Consider the following 18,486-nt stretch of genomic DNA (forward strand, 5'->3'; position numbering starts at 1 on the left):
CGCGCGCGGGTCGTTACGCGTTCGTAGTCTCGTATTCGCACAACCGTGTGAAGCTGTGGTGAGTCTTCTGTGTGTACCACGAAGACAGGGGAAGACCATTAACGCCGCACGCCGTACCACGCTCGTCGTCGCCACCTCCGCCGCGCTCGCCCTAACCGGCATCGCCGCCTGCGGCACCGTCGAGGACCTGAGCGCAGCGCAGAAGATCCAGAAGGCCGCCGACAAGCTCGGTGAGCAGAACGCGCTGAAGGTCGAGTTCGGGCTCGACGCCGATCCGCGGGTGCTCCAGCGCCTGACCGCGGAGGACGACCCCGCCGACAAGATGTCGGCGACCGCGGCGAAGAACGTCTCCAAGCTGCGCGTCGCGGTCACCGTCCAGGCCACGAAGCCGCTCGCCGAGGCGGAGCAGGACGACATGAAGTCCGTCGCCGTCACGCTCGGCTCCGGCAAGGGCGCCGAGCTGCTCGATCTGCGGATGATCGACAAGACCCTCTACCTGCGCGCCGACCTCGACCAGCTCGGCAAGACCTTCGACAGCCCCCTCCCCGCCGACTCGAAGCCCCCGGCCGGGATGGGCGCCATCAGCGACCTGTTCGAGGGGAAGTGGGTGAAGACCGGCACCGAGGCGCTCAAGGGAGCGGCCGGCGAGAAGGACAAGAGCGACGAGGAGCTGGACCCCAAGACCGTCGACAAGCTCAAGACCGACCTCTCCTCGATCGTCACCCGCCGGGTCACCTTCACCGACAAGGGTGAGAAGGACGGGACCCGGCACATCCTCGCCAAGGCCCCCGCCCGCGCCCTGCTGAGCGACCTCCTCGGCGCCGTCCAGGACGTCTCCGACAAGCTCCCGGCCGGGACGCTGCGGGGCATGCCGAGCGACAAGGACCTCAAGGACGTCCCGAACAAGAAGATCGGCGTCGACTTCGGGATCGAGGACGGCCGCCTCTCCGGTCTCACCTTCGACACGACCCAGCTCGCCGAGCCGGGCGACGGCATCAAGAAGACCGACAAGCTGGACGTCGTCCTGCGCTTCACGGACCCCGGCAAGGTCGTGGCTCCCTCGCACGCCACCGAGATGCCGAAGGGCAAGAACGGCGCCCCCTTCGGCCTGGACCCCGAGGCGCTCCTCAACGGTTCGGACATGGGCGAAGCCTTCGACGAGGACTCCTTCAAGAACGACCCCGCCTTCCGCCAGGAGTTCGAGAAGCAGCTCCGCAAGGAGATGGACAAGCAGTTCGGCGCCGACTGGGAGAACGGCCCGATGGGCGACGAGATCGAGAAGCAGATCCAGGCGCAGCTCAAGCTCCAGTTCGGCGACTCGGCCGCCAAGAGCTGAGGGGAACGGGGACGGGGGCGGCAGGGGCCGCGGCCGCTACGAGGACGGGCGACACGCCCCGCGGGCTCCCCGCCCCGCCTCCGTACGCGCTCAGGCCCGTGCCCGCCCCTCCTCCGTGTCCTCCGTGCCCGCCGGGGGCGCGTCGCCCTCGTCCGCGCCCCGCTCCCCGCGCAGCCGCCGCCACACCGGCGGTCCCCCGCTGATCAGCAGCGTCAGCGCGACCGCCGCGACGACGCCCTGCCACGGCTCGGGGAAGAGCGAGCCGCCGAGGATGCCGACGAGCTGGTAGGTGAGCGCCCAGGCGAGGCACGCCGGAGCGTTGCCGCGTACGAAGATCCGCAGCGGCATCTTCGCCATGAGGCACGCGAGCATGACCGGGATACGGCCGCCGGGGACGAGGCGCGACAGGACGAGGAGCGGGATGCGGCGGTTCTCCAGGCCGCGCCGGGCCTGTGCCAGGCGGTCGGCGGGGGCCCGGTCGCGCAGGGCGTCGAGCCAGCGCGAGCCGTTCTTCGAGCGCATCCCGCGCTGCCCGAGCCAGTAGAGCGCCACGTCCCCGAGGAACGCGGCGAGCGCGGCGGTCCCGAAGACGAGGAGGAGGTTGAAGGGGTTGTGGTGGAGGGCGACCACCGAGGTCGAGCTGACGAGCACACCGGTGGGTATCACGGGGACGAGCGCGCCGAGCAGGACGAGCAGGAAGAGCGAGGGATAGCCCACCGCCTGCTGCGTCACCCCCGGCACCTTGTCCGCGACGCGGTCCGCCGCCTGCGAGAGCGCCCGCGCCCCGTCCCACGCCGCGCCCCGCGCGTTGTCCACGGCCAGGTCCCAGGCCGCCCCGCGCCCGGTCACCGCGCCACCTGGGGGCGCACGCTCTCGCCGTGCCCGAGCAGGTGCACCGCGACGTCCGGCGCGAGCTGCGCCGCCTGTCGTACGAAGTCGACGCCGGGCGAGTGGAACTCGTGCGGGCGCACCGCGTCGAGGCCGATCGGCCAGTACGTGCCGAAGTGCACGGGCACGGCGGCGCGGGGCCGCAGATCGCTCAGCGCCAGCGCGGCGCGCTCCGGATTGAGGTGGTCGTGCCCGAGCCCCGGCCCCCAGCCGCCCACCGGCAGCAGCGCGACGTCGACGGGGCCCGTCTCGCGCGCCATCCCGGAGAAGAGCCCGGTGTCCCCGGCGAAGTAGGTACGCGCCGTGCCACTGATGACGTAGCCGAGCGCGGGCGCCTGGCGCCGGCCCACGGGAAAGCGCCGCCCGTCGTGCCGGGCGTGGACCGCGCGGATGTCGAGCCCGCCGATCCGCTGCTTGTCACCCGGGGCGACCTCGACGAGTTCGAGGCGCGCGAGCCGCCGCCCGAGCCCCGGCACCGCCCGCAGCGCGCCGCGCGGCAGCAGCACCACCGTCCCGGGCGCGAGGCGCGCGAGCGAGGGCACGTGCAGGTGATCGCTGTGCAGGTGCGAGACGAGCACCCCGTCCGCGCGCAGCACGACGGGCGGGGGCAGCGCGCCCTGACGGCGCCGCAGGTGGGCGAGCCGCCGCACGAGCACCGGGTCGGTGAGGAGCCGTGTCCCCGCGTCCTCCACGGTGCAGGTCGCATGTCCCCACCAGGTGATCTCCACCGTCGCCGCTCCTCCTCGCCACCGCCGCGGGGCCGCTTCGCCGTCCGCGGGCTCCCGTCGAGCCTAAGGGCTCCAGTAGAGTCGGCACTCATCCGGACGAGTGCCCCGCGGGCGCCGTCCCACACGGGGTGGCGAACACCGGCCCCGGAGCGGAACGGGGGAGTGCTGTGAACGGGCACCGCGCGGTGGCGATCGCCGCCCTCGTACCCCTGGAACGGCTCGACACGCAGCCGTACCTCGTCGACATCCGCAGTCAGTTCGCGCACTGCGCGCAGTGGGCGGCCGAGCGCGGGCACACCCTCGTGCGGGAAGTGCTCGCGCACGGCCTCGCCCCCGCGCACGAGGCCTTGTGGGACCCGGTCGACAGCGGCGAGGCCGATCTCTTCGTCGTCGCGGAGGCGGCGGCGCTCGCCGAGGCGGTGCGCCCGGCGGACGAGTTCCGCGCCCTGTGCGAGCTGCGGGGCATCCCGCTCGCGCTCGCCGCGCTCCCCGAGCCCCGCTACGACGCCGCCCACAAGGCCCGTATCCACCGCAGGCTCTCCATGCCGACCGCCGGCTACGACGGCCGCTGAACTCCCCGGCCACGACCCCGCGACGGGCGGGAAGCCGGCCGAACGGGGTGTGCGAAGGTGGGGGGACGGTCCGAGGGCATTCCGCGCGGACCGCGTGAGGAAAAGGTGAGCGGTGAAAGAGGAGAGGTGGCGCGGGGCCGGGAGCGCCGTGTTGCGGATGTTCGCGGTCTGGGGGGTGAGCACCCTGACGATGCTGGTGCTCGCCGGACTGCTGCCGGACTTCAAGCTCCAGTCGCCCGACGGGGACAGCGCGACGCGCATCGCCATGACGGCCGCGCTCGGCGCCGGGGTCTTCGGGCTGCTCGGCGCCCTCGTGTGGCCGCTGCTCGTGCGCACGCTGCTGCTCGTGCCCGCCTTCGTCCTCGCGGTGCTCGTCTTCTTCCTCAACGGCTCGCTGCTGCTCCTCGCGCTGCGGCTCGTCCCGGTCAACAGGGGCGAGGTCAACCCGGAGACCGCCGTCGTGGTCGCCGCCGTCATGTCGGCCGTCGCCTCGGCGACCGGGGGCGCGCTCGCGGTACGGGACGACAACGCCTACCGCCGCCGCCTCCACCGCCTCGCCTACCGCCGCTACGGCCGCCCCAGCGGCACCCCGGCCCCGCCGGGCACGGTCTTCCTCCAGCTCGACGGCCTCGGCCACGACGTCCTCATGGACGCGGTCGGCAAGGGCGTCATGCCGACCGTCGCCGGACTCCTCGGCGGCTTCCCGAGCCACCGCGTCACGCCGTGGCGCACCGACTGGTCGAGCCAGACGGGCGCGAGCCAGCTCGGCATCCTGCACGGCAGCAACTTCGACGTCCCCGCCTTCCGCTGGTACGAGAAGGAGACCCGCGAGGTCGTCGTGTCGAACCGCCCGGCGAGCGCGGCCGAGCTGCAACGCCGGGCCGTCGAGCGCACCGGCGACTCGGGCCTGCTGAGCCTGGACGGCGCGAGCCGCGGCAACCTCTTCGGCGGCGGCGCCGACCAGCTCGCGCTCGTCCTGTCCGTCGCGGTGCGCCGCGGTAAGGAGACCCGCTCGCGCGCCGGGTACTTCGCGTACTTCAGCGACCCCGCGAACGCGGTGCGCACCGCCCTGTCCTTCGTCGCCGAGGTCGGCCGCGAGATGTGCCAGTCCACGCGCGCGAGACTGCGCCGCGAACGCCCCCGCATGGGACGCGGCGGCCTCTACCCCTTCGTCCGCGCCTTCGCGACCGTCGTCGAACGGGACGTCGTCGTCGCGGCCGTCATGGGCGACCTGCTCGCGGGCCGCACCGCGATCTACGCCGACCTCGTCGCCTACGACGAGGTCGCCCACCACTCGGGCCCGAGCAGCCGCGACGCCGAGCAGATCCTGCGCCGCCTCGACCGCTCCCTCGCGCTCGTCCTCAAGGTCGCCGAACTCGCCCCGCGCCCCTACCGGATCGTCCTCCTGTCCGACCACGGCCAGAGCCCCGGCGAGACCTTCCGGATGCGGTACGGGCTCAGCCTCGGCGAACTGGTCCGCGCGGGCTGCGGACTGCCCGTGCCGCGCAAGGTGCGCCGTACGCACTCGGGCAACGAGGCGCGCGCCGCGGTCCGGGCGGCGCTGCACCGCCCCGTCGAGGAGCGCGCCGAGGAGCACCACGCCTCACCGCGCCGCTCCGAGCCGGTCGTCCTCGCCTCGGGCAACCTCGGTCTCGTCTCCTTCCCCGACGTCCCGCACCGCATGACCCGCCAGGAGATCGAGCGCCGCCACCCCGCGCTCCTCTCGACGCTCGCGCACCACCCGGGGGTCGGTTTCCTGCTCGTACGGGACGAGGAGCACGGCGGCGTCGTGCTCGGCGCGTACGGGGCCGAGGTGCGCCTGCGGGACCTCGGCGCGCATCCGACGGCCGAGGAGCTGGGCCCGCTCGCCGTCTTCGGGCCCGGCGCGGCGGAGGCCGTGCGGCGCACCGACTCCTTCCCGCACTGCGCGGACATCATGGTCAACTCCTGGTACGACCCGGAGACCGGTGAAGTCCTCGCCTTCGAGGAACAGATCGGCTCGCACGGCGGGCTCGGCGGCGACCAGTCCCGGCCGTTCCTGCTCTCGCCGCTCGCGCTGAGCCCCCCGGTCGCCGAGGGCGCGGAACTCGTCGGCGCCGAGCGGGTGCACGAGGTCCTGCGAGGCTGGCTGCGCGAGAGCCACGGCCCGCAGATCCCGCTGCCCAGCCGCCCCGCCGAGGCCGCTGCCGCGCCCGTACCGGTGCCGCCAACTCCGCCTCGCGCGGGCGGAATGTGATCGTATAGGCCACGGCCCGCCCCCCGCCGGGGCGGACCGGCCCCGCCCCGGGCCTCGTTCGCGCGAGCCCCGGGGCCCCCGCTCGCGAAAGGACCGCACCGTGGCCACCACTCGTTCCGCGCACACTGTCTGGGAAGGCGACCTGCTCAAGGGCAGCGGCACCGTCACGCTCGACTCCTCCGGCGTCGGCTCGACCCCCGTCTCCTGGCCCTCGCGCGCCGAGGAGCCGAACGGGAAGACCAGCCCGGAGGAGCTCATCGCCGCCGCGCACTCCTCGTGCTTCTCGATGGCGCTCTCCAACGGCCTCACCCAGGCCGGTCACGCGCCGACCCGCCTCATCACGTCGGCGGACGTCACCTTCCAGCCCGGCACGGGCATCACCGGCATCCACCTCTCCGTCGAGGGCACCGTGCCCGGCATCGACGAGGCCGCCTTCACCGCCGCCGCCAACGACGCCAAGGCGAACTGCCCGGTGAGCCAGGCCCTGGCCGGCACCACCATCACCCTCTCGGCGAAGCTCTGCTGAACGGGCCTCACCCGCCCGCCGCGCCCGGTCCCGGCCGCCCCTCCTCGCACGGGGCAGCCGGGACCGGGCGCGTCACGCACTGTTCAATGGTGCGTCCTCTGGCATCCCTGGTGCGGAGGAGCCGGACGCGCCAAGGTGAGGTGCGGCCCCACCTCCGGGGCCCTCCCGAGGAGGAGTTACGTGCCCCCACGCCCCACCCGCTCCAGAACCCCCCGCTCCGCGATCCCCCGCTCCAGGACCTTCAGCGCCCTCGCCCTGACGCTCGCCCTCTTCGGCACCGGCGCCGGTCTCCAGAGCGCCTACGCGGCACAGCCCGCACCCGCCGAGGCCCCGCCCCCCACCGCGGGCCCCGCCGCCCCGCCCCCCGCGAGCGCCCTCGCCGCCACGGACACGCCCGCTCCGCGCACGTACCCCGAGAGCGACGGCCTGGAGACCGCCCGCACGAGCCGCCCGCTCGCGCCGGGGACCTCCCTCACCTCCTACGACCGCCTGGAGAGCGACAAGTGGCTGCGCGTCCACGAGCTCTCCGCCGACCTCGGCACCGCCGTCCGCGCCCAGTACCTCAGCTCGGCGAAGGGCGTCTCCACGCGTGAGCCCGTCTCCGCGCTCGCCGCGGGACACGACCCGGGCAAGGGGCGGCGCACGGTCGCCGCGCTCAACGGCGACTTCTTCGACATCAACGAGACGGGCGCCCCCGAGGGCTCCGGGCTGCACGCGGGCGCGCTCCTCAACTCGCCGCAGCCGTCCCACACCCGCGCGATCGGCTTCGACGCCGCGCAGGCGGGCCGCGTCCTCGACCTCTACTTCGACGGCACCCTGACGCTCCCCTCGGGCGACCGCCCGCTCGCCGCGCTCAACGCGGCCGACGTCCCCGCCGACGGCATCGGCGCCTACACGGCCGGGTGGGGCGAGGCCGACCGCGCCCTGACCGTCAACAGCGCCTCCGACAGCGCCGAGGTGACGGTCGTCAAGGGCCGTACGACGGACACCGCGCACCAGCCCGGCAGTGGCCGCCTGCCCGCCGGGGCGACCGCGCTCGTCGGCGCGGGCAAGGGCGCCGAGGCGCTGCGCGCGCTGCCCGAGGGAGCGCCCGTGAGCTGGAGCTACCACCCGCGCACGGGCGACGGCTCCGCGCCGCCGCGCGAGGCGATCGGCGCCAACGAGTACCTCGTGACGGACGGCGAGCCCGTCGACCACACGGGAGAGGGCAACGACACGGCGGCGCCCCGCACCGCCGTGGGCTTCAGCCGCGACGGCCGCACGCTGCACGTCGTCTCCGTGGACGGCCGCCAGGCCGACAGCGGCGGCGTCACGCTCACCGAACTCGGCCTGATGCTGAAGAAGGCCGGTGCCTACAACGCCGTCAACCTCGACGGCGGCGGCTCCTCCACGCTTCTCGCGCGCGCCCCCGGCACCGACTCGCTCCAGGTCGGCAACCAGCCCTCGGACGGCACCGAACGCCCCGTCCCCAACGGCCTCGTGCTCACCGCGCCCGACGGCTCGGGCCGCCTCGCGGGCTACTGGGTGAGCACCGCGATGGACCCGCTCGGCGCCCCGACCGCCGACCCCGTCGCCGGCGGCCACCCCGACCGCGTCTTCCCCGGGCTGCACCGCGAACTGACCGCCGAGGGGTACGACGAGACGTACGGGCCCGCGAAGGGGGCCCCGGTGTGGACGGTGCGCGGCGCGGGCTCCGTCGACCGCGACGGGCGCTACACCGCGCCCCGCACGCCGGGCACCGCCGAGATCACCGCCCGCAGGGGCGGCGCCAAGGGCGCCACGAAGCTCACCGTCCTCGGCCCCCTCGACCGCGTCGACACCGGCACCCGCCGCCTCTCGCTCCCCGACGCCACGGCGAGCGCCCGCTTCGGCGTCACCGGGCTCGACGTCGAGGGGAACAGCGCCCCCGTCGAGCCCTCCGACGTCCGGCTCGCCTACGACCACGACCTGTTCACGATCACCGCCGACGCCGACGGCTTCACCGTCAAGGCGCGCACGGAGGGCGCGGCGGGCACGGTCACCGCGACGGTCGCCGGGCACTCCACGGCCCTCGCGGTCTCCGCCGGGCTCACGGACCAGGCCCTCACCGGCTTCGACGACGCGGCCGACTGGGCGTTCAGCCAGGCCCGCGCCGCGGGTTCGCTCGCCGCCGTCGCGGACAGCCACGACGGCACCGGGCTGCGCATGACGTACGACTTCACGCAGTCGACGGCGACCCGCGCCGCCTACGCGAGCCCGCCCGCCTCGCTGGCGGTGCCCGGACAGCCGCAGGCGTTCACGCTGTGGCTCAAGGGCGACGGACACGGCGCCTGGGCGACCCTCCACCTCAAGGACGCGACCGGGACGGACCAGTTGCTGCGCGGCCCGTACGTCGACTGGACCGGGTGGAAGAAGGTGACCTTCCCGGTGCCGCAGTCTGTCGCGTACCCCGTCTCCGTCTTCCGCTTCTACCTCGCCGAGACCGACGCGACGAAGCAGTACACGGGCGAGGTCGAACTCGACGGCCTCACCGCGCAGGTCCCGCCCGCCGTGGACCTGCCCGCGAGCACCCGCCCGCACGACGGGCTGATCACGACCGCGCGCGACGTCCAGGGCAAGGACTGGCGGTTCGCCGTCATGTCCGACGCGCAGTTCGTCGCGAGGGACCCCGACGGCGAGAACGCCGTCCAGGCACGGCGCACGCTGCGCGAGATCAAGGCGGCGAAGCCCGACTTCCTGATCATCGACGGGGACCTCGTCGACGAGGGCTCTCCCGAGGACCTGGCCTTCGCGCACCGGATGCTCGACGAGGAACTGGGCGACGCCGTGCCGTGGCACTACGTCCCCGGCAACCACGAGGTCATGGGCGGCTCGATCGCCAACTTCACGAAGGAGTTCGGCGCCGCCGAGCAGACCTTCGACCACAAGGGCACCCGCTTCCTGACCCTCGACACCTCCGGGCTCGGGCTGCGCGTCTCCGACTTCGCGCAACTCGGCCGCCTGCGCGCCGCCCTGGACGCGGCCGCGAAGGACCGCGCGGTCGACTCGGTCGTCGTCGTCGCCCACGTACCGCCGCGCGACCCGACCCCGCAGAAGGGCAGTCAGCTCGGCGACCGCAAGGAGGCCGCGCTCGTCGAGTCGTGGCTCGCGGACTTCCGGCGCACGAGCGGCAAGGGCGTCGCGTACGTCGCCGGGCACGTCGGCACCTTCGACGCCTCGCACGCCGAAGGGGTCCCCTACCTGGTCAACGGCAACTCGGGAAAGAATCCAGCGACGCCCGCCGACGAGGGCGGCTTCACCGGCTGGAGCCTTCTCGGCGTCGACCGAGCGGCGCGTCCGGGTGACGCGCTCCCGGAGGGCTGGCTCGGCGTCCAGACCCGCCCGCACACCGACGCCCTGCGGCTCGAAGCGCCCGCGCGCCTCACGCCCGGCACGGGCGCGACCGTCACCGCGAGCCTCACCCAGGGCACGCGCACGGTCCCGCTCGGCTGGCCCGTCAGCGCCGACTGGTCCGCCTCGCGCGGCCTGCACCTGGGCCCGGCGCGCACGGCGGGACCGCGTGACACGGCCGCGTACGACCCGGCGACGGGACGGCTCACGGCCCTGCGCCCGGGGACGGTCACGCTGGCGGTGACCGTCTCGGGGGTACGCGCCGAGGCGCGGGTGACCGTACGGCGCTGACCCGCGCACCGCGTCCATACCCCCCTCGGGAATACCCCAGGGGGGTATGGTGTTCTCCCTCGCGGAAGCCACCCGTACGACGCACGAGAAGGGGGAGCGCGATGGACCACGAAGGCCACCACGCCACGCCCGAAGGCCCCGCCGGCTGGTCCGGCACGCCCTGGTCCCTGGCCGCGCAGGCCACTCTGCACTGCCTCACCGGCTGTGCGATCGGCGAGATCCTCGGCATGGTGATCGGGACGGCGGCCGGACTCCACAACGGCGCGACCGTCGCCCTCTCGATCGTCCTCGCCTTCGTCTTCGGCTACGCGCTCACGATGCGCGGCGTCCTGCGCGCCGGGCTGAGCCCGCGCGCCGCCCTCAAGGTCGCGCTCGCCGCCGACACGGTCTCGATCGCGGTCATGGAACTGATCGACAACACGGCGATGGTCGCGGTCCCCGGCGCGATGGACGCGGGCCTCGCCGATGTCCTGTTCTGGCTCTCGCTCGCGGGCTCCCTCGCCCTCGCCTTCCTCGTCACGACACCGGTCAACCGCTGGATGATCGGACGCGGCAAGGGTCACGCGGTGGTCCACGCGCACCACCAGCACTGAAGGAGTGTCGTACGGGGGCGGGGGCGACCACATGCCGTGTGGTCGCCCCCGCCCCCGTACCCGGGTGTGCCCCGGTCCCGCTCAGGCCTCGTTCAGCACGGCCCGTCGTCCTGCCACGCGCCCCACTCGCCCGTCGTGCCGGGCTTCTCGTTCGTCGTCCACCACTTCGCCTCCCACGTGTGCCCGTCCTGGGTGACCTTGTCGCCCTTGACGTACACCGCGCTCGCGCTCCAGGCACCCGCCACGCACTGGCCCGTGCCGGGGTCGGTGGGCGGGTCGGTCGGGTCGGTCGGCGGGTTCGTGGGCGGGGTCGCGCCCGCGAACTTCACGGAGAACTTGGCGAAGTCCCACGCGGACTGCGGCACGCTGCTGCACGTGCCGCTGGTCCTGCCGCCGTTGTCGGCGGGGCTGCACTGCCGGTCGCGGTTGAGGGACCAGAAGGTGAAGCGGGCCATGCCGTGCGCGTTCGCGTAGTCCAGGACCGTCTGGAAGTCGGCCTGGGTGAAGTACTCGCCCGTGTCGCTGCGGCCGTTCATGCCCGAGAAGCCCTCGTGCGCGTACGCGGTCGCCTCGCTCCACCCGAAGGTCGAGCGCAGCACGCCGTTGAAGGCCGTGAGCGCGGCGGTCTGCGAGGCCGCGCCGTTGAAGCCGCCGTCGAACGGCATGATCGAGAAGTTGTCCGGCGTGAAGCCCTGCGCCTTCGCCTCGTTCAGCATCTGCTTGCCGAACCAGCCCGTGCCGTCGGCCGTCCCGGCCGTCGTCACCGAGACGTACAGCCCCGGGTTGTTCTTCTGGAGGATCTTCGCCGCGCCGATCTCCCGCGCGATGGCCGCCGTGTTCTCGTACTCGGGCTCCTCCAGGTCGAAGTCGATCGCCTTGAGCTGGTACTTCGTGATGACCTGCTGGTACGCCGCCGCGGTCGACGCGGCGTCGGTACAGGCCTGGCCGAGCTTGGTGCCGCCGTAGCCGCCGATCGAGACGGAGACGTCACCGCCCTTGGCGCGGATCGCGCTGATGACGGAGCCGACGGCGGTGTCCGAGGAGACGGGCGCGGTGCCGTCCCAGGTCGGGCTGCACCCGCCGCCGTTCGGAGCGAGGATGAACGCGAGCTGGAACGCCTTGAGCCCGGAGGCGTCCATGATCGCGGTGGCGCTGGGCGGGTCGTTGTCGAGGGGCATGAGGTAGGGCGCGGCGGCGTACCAGCGCTTGTCCAGGGTGGCGCTCTCGGCGCCGGAGGCCGAAGCCGGCAGCAGCGCGGTGAGCCCGGCGGCGGCGAGCGCGGAGGCGGCGGCGCCGCACAACAGGGCACGAAGACGTCTCACGGGGATCTCCCAGGGGGTGAAGAGGCGCCTCACTTTCCCGCCGTTGTAGCGAACACGTCAATGGATTGGACTAGACCAAGGGAAAGTCTTGACCCGGGGGCGAAGGAAGTCCCGGTCCCGGGGGCCCGAGGAGGCGTCACCCGGCGGCCCCGCGTGCCCGCCCGGCCACTCGCACGGACCGGCCGGTAACCTGACCCGGCATCAACCGGCCCGTCCCCCGGCCGGTCGTACCCCCCGAGGAGCAGCCATGCCCGCCGCCAGCCCGCTGCCCGCCGCCGAGATCGGCACCGCCCTCGCCGGCCTGCCCGGCTGGAGCGCCGAGGACGACCGCCTCACCCGCCTCTACCGCCTCCCCAGCCACCTCGCCGCGGCCGCCTTCGTGCTGCACATCGCCTCCGTCCAGGAGGAGATGGACCACCACGGCGACCTCACCCTCGGCTACAACACCGTCGAGGTGGCCACCCACACGCACAGCGCGGGCGGGCGGATCACCGCGCTCGACGTCACGCTCGCGCGCCGTATCGAGGGCCTCTCCGCCGCCCATGGGGTGCGGGGCTGAGGATGCTCGACTACGACGACGAGGCCGCCCGCTACGACGAGAGCAGGGGCGGCCTCCCGCGCGCCCGCGCCGCCGCCGAGGCCGTCACGGGACTCCTGCCGCGCCGCACCCGCACCCTCGTCGACCTCGCCTGCGGCACCGGGATCGTCGGCGGCTGCCTGCGCGAGGCCGGGTACACCGTGCTCGGCGTGGACCTCTCCGCGGGGATGCTCCACCGGGCGGCGGGACGCCTGGACGCGGCCGTACGCGCCGACGCGCGCGCCCTGCCGCTCGCCTCGGGCAGCGCCGAAGCGGTCACCGCCGTGTGGCTGCTCAACCTCGTCGACGACGCCGCGCCCTTCATCGCCGAGGTCGCCCGCGTCCTGCGCCCCGGCGGCCTGTTCGTGACGACCGTCGACAAGTCGGCCGCGCACGCGCGCGGCAGCGACATGGACGCGCTGCTCGCCCCGTACCGCCCCGTCGAGCTCCCGGACGGCGCGGGCCGCGTGACCGCCCTCGCCGCCGCGCACGACCTGCGCCCGCACGGATCGGCCCGCTTCACCGGGCACGGCCAGGGCCGCAGCCCCCGCGAGGTCGCCGCCCGCGTGCGCGAGGGCAGCCAGTACGCGGCGGGCGGCGAGGACCTGGCCCGCCGCCTCGAAGCGCTGCCCCGCCCGGACGAGCCCCGCCCGGACCCGACGTACACGCTGCTCGCCCTGCGCAAGCGCAACCGGGGCTGAGTCCCGGAGCGAGGAAGGGGACGCGCGGCGTGGGCCGCGCGTCCCCTTTGTCCCGCGTTCCCCGGGCCTCGGTCAGTTGACCTCGTCCGGGTGGCCGCCGAGCCGGTGCTCCTCGTTGAGGGCGCGGATCGCGGCCATGTCCTCCTCGTCCAGCTCGAAGGAGAACACGTCGATGTTCTCCTTGATCCGGGACGGGGTCACCGACTTCGGAATGACCACGTTACCGAGCTGGACGTGCCAGCGCAGCACGACCTGCGCCGGGGTGCGGCCGTGCTTCTGGGCGATCGCCACGAGCGCGGGCACCTCCAGGAGGCCCTTGCCCTGGCCCAGCGGCGACCACGCCTCGGTCGCGATGCCCTGCTCGCCGTGGTAGGCGCGCGACTCGCCCTGCTGGAGGTGCGGGTGCAGCTCGATCTGGTTGACCGCGGGGATCACCGAGGTCTCCTCGATCAGCCGCGCGAGGTGAGCGGGCGTGAAGTTGGAGACGCCTATCGCACGGGTGCGCCCGTCGGCGAGAAGCTTCTCGAAGGCCCGCCACGTGTCGACGTACAGGTCCTTCGACGGGCACGGCCAGTGGATCAGGTACAGGTCCACGTAGTCGAGGCCGAGCTTGTCGAGGGAGGCGTCGAAGGCCCGCAGCGTCGCGTCGTACCCCTGCTCCTCGTTCCACAGCTTCGTCGTCACGAACAGCTCTTCGCGGGCGAGCCCCGAGGCCGCGAGGGCCTTGCCCGTACCGCGCTCGTTGCCGTAGATCGCGGCCGTGTCGATCGAGCGGTAGCCGGCGTCGAGCGCGAGCCCGACGGCGGTCGTCGCCTCGTCGTCGGGCACCTGCCACACACCGAAACCGAGCTGCGGCATCTCGACGCCGTTGTTCAGGACGATCGGGGGAACCACCTTGTGCGCACTCACTGCGTCTGTTGATCCTTAAGCGCTCATAGGCCGGCACGGGGACGGGCCGGCCTCCGCGCCGTCCGCCCCGCCCGGACCGTACCGGACGTACTCACCGACCTTAACGACGCGCGCTCGGGCACGTGTTCCCGGGGCGGGGGGCACGGCGCTCGCCGGGCGGCGGGGCGCCGTCCGGGCTCAGCCCCGGTACAGCGCCGTGATCTCGTGCGCGTACGTCTCCTCGATCGCCTTGCGCTTGAGCTTGAGCGAGGGCGTGAGCAGCCCCTGTTCCTCGGTGAAGGGGCGGGACAGGATGCGGAAGGTGCGGATCGACTCGGCCTGCGAGACCTGTGTGTTCGCCGCGACGACCGCGCGCCGCACCTCCCGCTCCAGCTCCGGGTCGCGCACCACGGCCGCCGGCTCCCTGACCGGCTGCCCGCGCATCTCCAGCCAGTGCGTCACCGCGTCCTCGTCGAGCGTCACGAGCGCGGAGACGTACGGGCGGTCGTTGCCGAGCACCACGCACTGCGCCACGAGCGGGTGTTCGCGCACCCGGTCCTCCAGCGGCCCGGGGGAGACGCTCTTGCCGCCCGAGGTCACCAGGATCTCCTTCTTGCGGCCCGTGATGGTGAGATAGCCGTCCTCGTCGAGCCGCCCGAGGTCGCCCGTCGCGAGCCAGCCCTCGCGCAGCGCCGTGTGCCCGCTGCGCGGCGTGTTGAGGTAGCCCTGGAAGACGTGCTCCCCGCGCAGCCACACCTCGCCGTCCTCCGCGATCCGCACCGCCGTCCCCGGCAACGGCCGTCCCACCGTGCCGAAGCGGGCCCGGCCGGGCGGGTTCGCGGTCGCCGCCGCGCACGACTCGGTGAGCCCGTACCCCTCGTACACCGTCAGACCCGCGCCCGAGAAGAACAGCCCGAGCTTGCGGTCCATCGCCGAGCCGCCCGACATCGCGTACCGCAGCCGGCCGCCGAGCACCGCGCGCAGCCGGGCGTACACGAGCTTGTCGTAGAGCTGGTGCTGCATCCGCAGCTGCGGCCCCGGCCCCCCGCCCAGCCCCAGTGCCCGCTGCTCGCGCGCCTCCGCGTACCGCACCGCGACCTCGACCGCCTTCGCGAAGACCGCGCCCCGCCCCTCCGCCTCCGCCTTGCGCGCCGCCGAACGGTGGATCTTCTCGAAGATGTACGGGACGGCGAGGACGAAGGTCGGCCGGAACGCCGCCAGTTCGGGCAGGAGCGCCTCGGCGCTGAGCCGGGGCTGGTGCCCGAAGCGGACCCGGCCCCGCACCGCCGCGACCTCCACGACGCGCCCGAAGACGTGCGCGAGCGGCAGGAACAGCAGCGTCGACGCCTCCTCGCCGCGGTGCGGGGTGAAGACCGGCTCCCACGCGCCGAGCAGCGTGTCCGCCTCGAACATGAAGTTGCCGTGGGTCAGGACGCACCCCTTGGGGCGGCCCGTCGTGCCCGAGGTGTAGATGACCGAGGCCACCGAGTCGGGCGTGACCGCTCTGCGGTGCCGGTGCACCACCTCGTCCGCGATGTCCGCGCCCGCCGCCATCAGCTCCTGCTCCGCGCCCGCGTCGAACTGCCACAGGCGGCGCAGGTGCGGGAGCCGGTCGACGACCGAGCCGACCGTCATCGCGTGGTCCTCGTGCTCCACGAACGCGGCCGAGACCTGCGCGTCGTGGAGCATCCAGTACACCTGCTCCGCCGACGACGTCGGGTACACGGGCACCACCTGCGCGCCCACGGTCCACAGCGCGAAGTCGAGCAGCGTCCACTCGTACCGCGTCGGCGCCATGAGCGCGACCCGGTCCCCGAAGCGGATGCCCTCGGCGAGCAGCCCCTTCGCGACCGCGAGCACCTGATCGCGGAAACCGGCCGCCGTCACGTCGTGCCACCGCCCGCCGCTCTTGCGCGCGAGCACGACACGGGCCGGGTCCTCGATCGCATGGTCGAAGACACAGTCGGCGAGGCCGCCCACCGGCCGCGCCCGGGTCAGCGGGGGCTGACTGAACTCGCGCAAAGCTGCTCCTCGTGGCGCCGCGGACCCCAGCGCCGGGCTGGTGCGGGGGTGCGGCGCCGAGACGCTACCGCAGGTAAGGGCGACCGGGGGAGCCCTCGCACGACGCCTGTCCCGCCCGCATATGCCCCGAATCCCGCCTGCGAACCCACCCCAACCCGGACGCAGCGGGACAGGTGGTGAGGAGAATCGCGGGGGATTACTGACTGAGGAGTAAGTACCGCGCGGCCCTCCTCCACGGAATCTGTACCGAAGCCGCACGGGTTTCCGCAGGTGAGGCGGTGTCAGGTGGGGGAGTGGGTGGCGGCCGGCCGAGGAGCCGGGGCGCGCGGAGGGGGGTGAGGAGAGGGGGCGCGCGAGGCGGGCCGGGCGCGCCGAGCGCTGATTCCGTACGAACTCCCCGCCGCGTCGACCGGATAAACCCAGGCCGCTGTCTTTCGGACAACCGGGCCCGGAAAAAGGCCGGAGAGCCCCTGTGGTGTCAAGTTCTTCCCATGAGCGTTGACAGGCCATCAATTGCTGGTCTTCACTGATCATCAGCGCGCCGAAGGGAAATCCGATCGATCGACCGGAAGGCACGCTGTTTTCCTCGACCGCCCACCCGGAAAGAAGGAAAGAATATGCGGCTGCTTTTCTCGCTCAAGAACAAGATGTCCCAGCAGAAGAGCCTGAAGGCTCACGCCTGGTACATCTGGTACTGATCCCCTCGGCCGCGTTCTCTTCCCGGGAGCGCAACTTCGAGCCGGAACGGCGCCCGGCGACAGGTTCGCCGGGCGCCGCCGTTCCGGCCTTCCGCCGCCCTGCCGGCTCGCTGCCCTTCTCCCGGCTTTCTGGAGCTGCACGGATGACGTCACACACCCCGACGCGCCCCCACGAGCGGGAGACCCGCTTCGCGCCGCCCCTCGAAGCCCTGCTCCGCGACCACCTCGGCGCGGACCTCTTCCGTCCCGAGCCCGACACGGTCGGCGTCGCGGGGCCCGCGCTCGTCGACCGGATACTGGCCGCGCGCCCGGCCGGCAAGACCGAACGGCCGACCTTCAAACCGCTCCTCGGCCGGGCGATCCCGCACCAGCGGGCGGCGACCCAGATGCAGGCCATCGGCCACGACGTGCGGGCGGCCCTGAAGCGGGAGGCGCCGCGCGACCCGGACCTCTCGGGTCTCTGGCCCCACGTCGGCCACGTCTACCTGCGGGACCTGATCCTCGGCGGGGACCCGCGCCGGCTGCGCGTCCTGATGAACCGCGCCCTGGAACTGACACCGAAACTGACCTGGACCGTCATCGCGGCCGGAGCCGCCCTCCCCGCCCCGCGCCGCCGCACCGGGACGACCCGGCTCGGCGCGCTGAGCGCCGAGGCCGCCACGTACCAGGAGCGCAGGTACGCGATGGGGCTCTACCGGCGCACGGCCGCCCCCGTGTGCTTCACGATCTCCACGCTCGTCGCCAACGCCCTCTGGCTCGGGGCCCCCTTCGCCGCCGACGTGCCGAGCCGTCACCTCGTCCACGAGTCCCTGCGCCTGCTGCCCCCCTCCTGGAATGTCCTGCGCAATTCCTCGCCCGAATATCCCGCGATCGACGCCCGCATCACACCCGCCGACGACGTTCTCGTGCTCCCTTTCCTCAGCCATCGCGATCCCGCGCTGTGGAAGAACCCGGAGGAATTCCGGCCGGAGCGCTGGGAGGAACTCGACCCCGACAACACCCCCGGATATCTGCCTTTCGGGCATGCGTCCGAACGCTGCTGGGGACGGCACATGGTCATGCCGCTCGCCGAAACGCTGCTGGACATGATCCGGTCCAGTGGCCTGGTCGTCGACCCGCGGCAACGCAGCGCACGGGTGCCGCTCACCGGACTGATGGGCGTGGACCGGGTCCGCCTCGTTCACCCCTGAGCCCTCGCCCGGGCCGCCCCCGATGGCGCGCCGCCCGCCGGTCGCACCATCAGCACGTCGACCGGGCCCTCGTCCTCGACGAGGAAGCCATGGCGGGCGTAGAACCGCTGGGCGGCGCTCCCGCGCAGCACGTGCAGACGCACGGGCTGCCCGTCCGCGCGCCCCAGGAGCGACCGCAGGACGGCGCCGCCGAGGCCCCGCCCCTGGTGGCGCGGGGCGAGGTAGAAGTGTTCGAGCCAGTAGCCGCCGGCCTCGGCGGGCCGGAGCGTGACGCAGCCCGCGAGCGCCCCCGCGTACACGATCGCCGAGGTGTGGACCGGCGAGAAGGAGTCCCGCAACCGCTGCCGCACCCGGCGCGCGTCGTAGCGCCCGAGGCGCTCCAGATCCGGGCGCATGACCTCGGCCCGTATCTCCACGAGCGCGTCGAGATCCGCCGCGGTGGCGGCGCGCAGCGCCCACGCCACGACCTCGGCCCCGCCGCTCGTCCTCGTACTGTTCCCCGCCGCCTCTGTGTGCATGGCGGGAATATGTCATGGGCGGTCGGGCGGG

The 18,486-nt window shown here is 73.6% G+C and carries 16 protein-coding genes; 10 read left to right on the plus strand and 6 right to left on the minus strand.

Translation table 11 applies throughout. From position 1 onward, the window contains the following. Positions 1–58: 58 nt before the first annotated feature. Positions 59–1,336, plus strand: coding sequence for a hypothetical protein (locus ACIP4O_RS20180; RefSeq protein ID WP_401576170.1), 1,278 nt, complete (start codon positions 59–61; stop codon positions 1,334–1,336). Between the two features lie 90 nt (positions 1,337–1,426). Here ACIP4O_RS20180 and ACIP4O_RS20185 read toward each other — a convergent pair whose 3' ends face one another. Further along, on the minus strand, positions 1,427–2,077 hold the full coding sequence (locus tag ACIP4O_RS20185) for a DedA family protein (protein ID WP_401576257.1): 651 nt from the start codon (positions 2,075–2,077) through the stop codon (positions 1,427–1,429). 104 nt (positions 2,078–2,181) lie between these two features. Beyond that, positions 2,182–2,952 (minus strand): MBL fold metallo-hydrolase, encoded by a 771-nt coding sequence (locus ACIP4O_RS20190; protein WP_401576172.1) that lies wholly within the window; start codon positions 2,950–2,952, stop codon positions 2,182–2,184. Between the two features lie 167 nt (positions 2,953–3,119). Between ACIP4O_RS20190 and ACIP4O_RS20195 the strand changes: the two genes are divergently transcribed. From ACIP4O_RS20195 to ACIP4O_RS20215, 5 genes are all read left to right on the plus strand, one after another. Further along, entirely contained in the window at positions 3,120–3,524 is a 405-nt protein-coding gene (locus ACIP4O_RS20195; protein ID WP_401576174.1) for a hypothetical protein, read from the plus strand. Positions 3,525–3,636: 112 nt separating this feature from the next. Continuing rightward, positions 3,637–5,760 carry an alkaline phosphatase family protein gene (locus ACIP4O_RS20200; RefSeq protein WP_401576176.1) on the plus strand — a complete coding sequence of 708 codons (2,124 nt, stop codon included), beginning with the start codon at positions 3,637–3,639 and terminating at the stop codon, positions 5,758–5,760. Between the two features lie 100 nt (positions 5,761–5,860). Beyond that, positions 5,861–6,286 carry an OsmC family protein gene (locus ACIP4O_RS20205; RefSeq protein ID WP_361321274.1) on the plus strand — a complete coding sequence of 142 codons (426 nt, stop codon included), beginning with the start codon at positions 5,861–5,863 and terminating at the stop codon, positions 6,284–6,286. Between the two features lie 180 nt (positions 6,287–6,466). Beyond that, a complete protein-coding gene (locus ACIP4O_RS20210; RefSeq protein ID WP_401576178.1) occupies positions 6,467–9,946 on the plus strand; it encodes a phosphodiester glycosidase family protein in 3,480 nt (1,159 codons plus the stop codon). A gap of 101 nt (positions 9,947–10,047) precedes the next feature. Further along, positions 10,048–10,539, plus strand: a complete 492-nt coding sequence (locus ACIP4O_RS20215) for a DUF4396 domain-containing protein (RefSeq protein WP_401576180.1) — start codon at positions 10,048–10,050, stop codon at positions 10,537–10,539. Between the two features lie 92 nt (positions 10,540–10,631). Here ACIP4O_RS20215 and ACIP4O_RS20220 read toward each other — a convergent pair whose 3' ends face one another. Next, a complete protein-coding gene (locus ACIP4O_RS20220; protein WP_401576182.1) occupies positions 10,632–11,861 on the minus strand; it encodes a chitinase in 1,230 nt (409 codons plus the stop codon). A 247-nt stretch (positions 11,862–12,108) separates the two neighbouring features. Here ACIP4O_RS20220 and ACIP4O_RS20225 point away from each other — a divergent pair, with 247 nt between their 5' ends. Both ACIP4O_RS20225 and ACIP4O_RS20230 read left to right on the plus strand, forming a co-directional pair. Next, complete coding sequence (locus tag ACIP4O_RS20225) at positions 12,109–12,420, plus strand: 4a-hydroxytetrahydrobiopterin dehydratase (protein WP_401576184.1); 312 nt, start codon at positions 12,109–12,111, stop codon at positions 12,418–12,420. Positions 12,421–12,422: 2 nt separating this feature from the next. Beyond that, the gene (locus ACIP4O_RS20230; protein WP_401576185.1) at positions 12,423–13,139 is read left to right on the plus strand and encodes a class I SAM-dependent DNA methyltransferase; all 717 of its coding nucleotides are present in this window, start codon (positions 12,423–12,425) and stop codon (positions 13,137–13,139) included. Positions 13,140–13,211: 72 nt separating this feature from the next. Here the strand turns inward: ACIP4O_RS20230 and ACIP4O_RS20235 are convergent, their stop codons facing one another. Both ACIP4O_RS20235 and ACIP4O_RS20240 read right to left on the minus strand, forming a co-directional pair. Further along, a complete protein-coding gene (locus ACIP4O_RS20235; RefSeq protein ID WP_401576259.1) occupies positions 13,212–13,997 on the minus strand; it encodes an aldo/keto reductase in 786 nt (261 codons plus the stop codon). A gap of 228 nt (positions 13,998–14,225) precedes the next feature. Then, positions 14,226–16,049 (minus strand): AMP-dependent synthetase/ligase, encoded by a 1,824-nt coding sequence (locus ACIP4O_RS20240; protein WP_361321262.1) that lies wholly within the window; start codon positions 16,047–16,049, stop codon positions 14,226–14,228. Between the two features lie 617 nt (positions 16,050–16,666). On the opposite strand from ACIP4O_RS20240, the gene ACIP4O_RS20245 reads away from it, so the two are divergent. Then, on the plus strand, positions 16,667–16,747 hold the full coding sequence (locus ACIP4O_RS20245) for a tryptorubin family RiPP precursor (protein ID WP_218105334.1): 81 nt from the start codon (positions 16,667–16,669) through the stop codon (positions 16,745–16,747). A 143-nt stretch (positions 16,748–16,890) separates the two neighbouring features. Beyond that, positions 16,891–17,937: a cytochrome P450 gene (locus tag ACIP4O_RS20250; RefSeq protein WP_401576187.1), complete on the plus strand. Its 1,047-nt coding sequence runs from the start codon at positions 16,891–16,893 to the stop codon at positions 17,935–17,937. Here ACIP4O_RS20250 and ACIP4O_RS20255 read toward each other — a convergent pair. Then, positions 17,928–18,455, minus strand: coding sequence for a GNAT family N-acetyltransferase (locus ACIP4O_RS20255; RefSeq protein ID WP_401576189.1), 528 nt, complete (start codon positions 18,453–18,455; stop codon positions 17,928–17,930). The two genes, ACIP4O_RS20250 and ACIP4O_RS20255, sit on opposite strands and share 10 nt — an antisense overlap. Between the last annotated feature and the right edge of the window lie 31 nt (positions 18,456–18,486).

The organism is Streptomyces sp. NPDC088923, assembly GCF_044749745.1.
Taxonomy (GTDB): Bacteria; Actinomycetota; Actinomycetes; order Streptomycetales; family Streptomycetaceae; genus Streptomyces.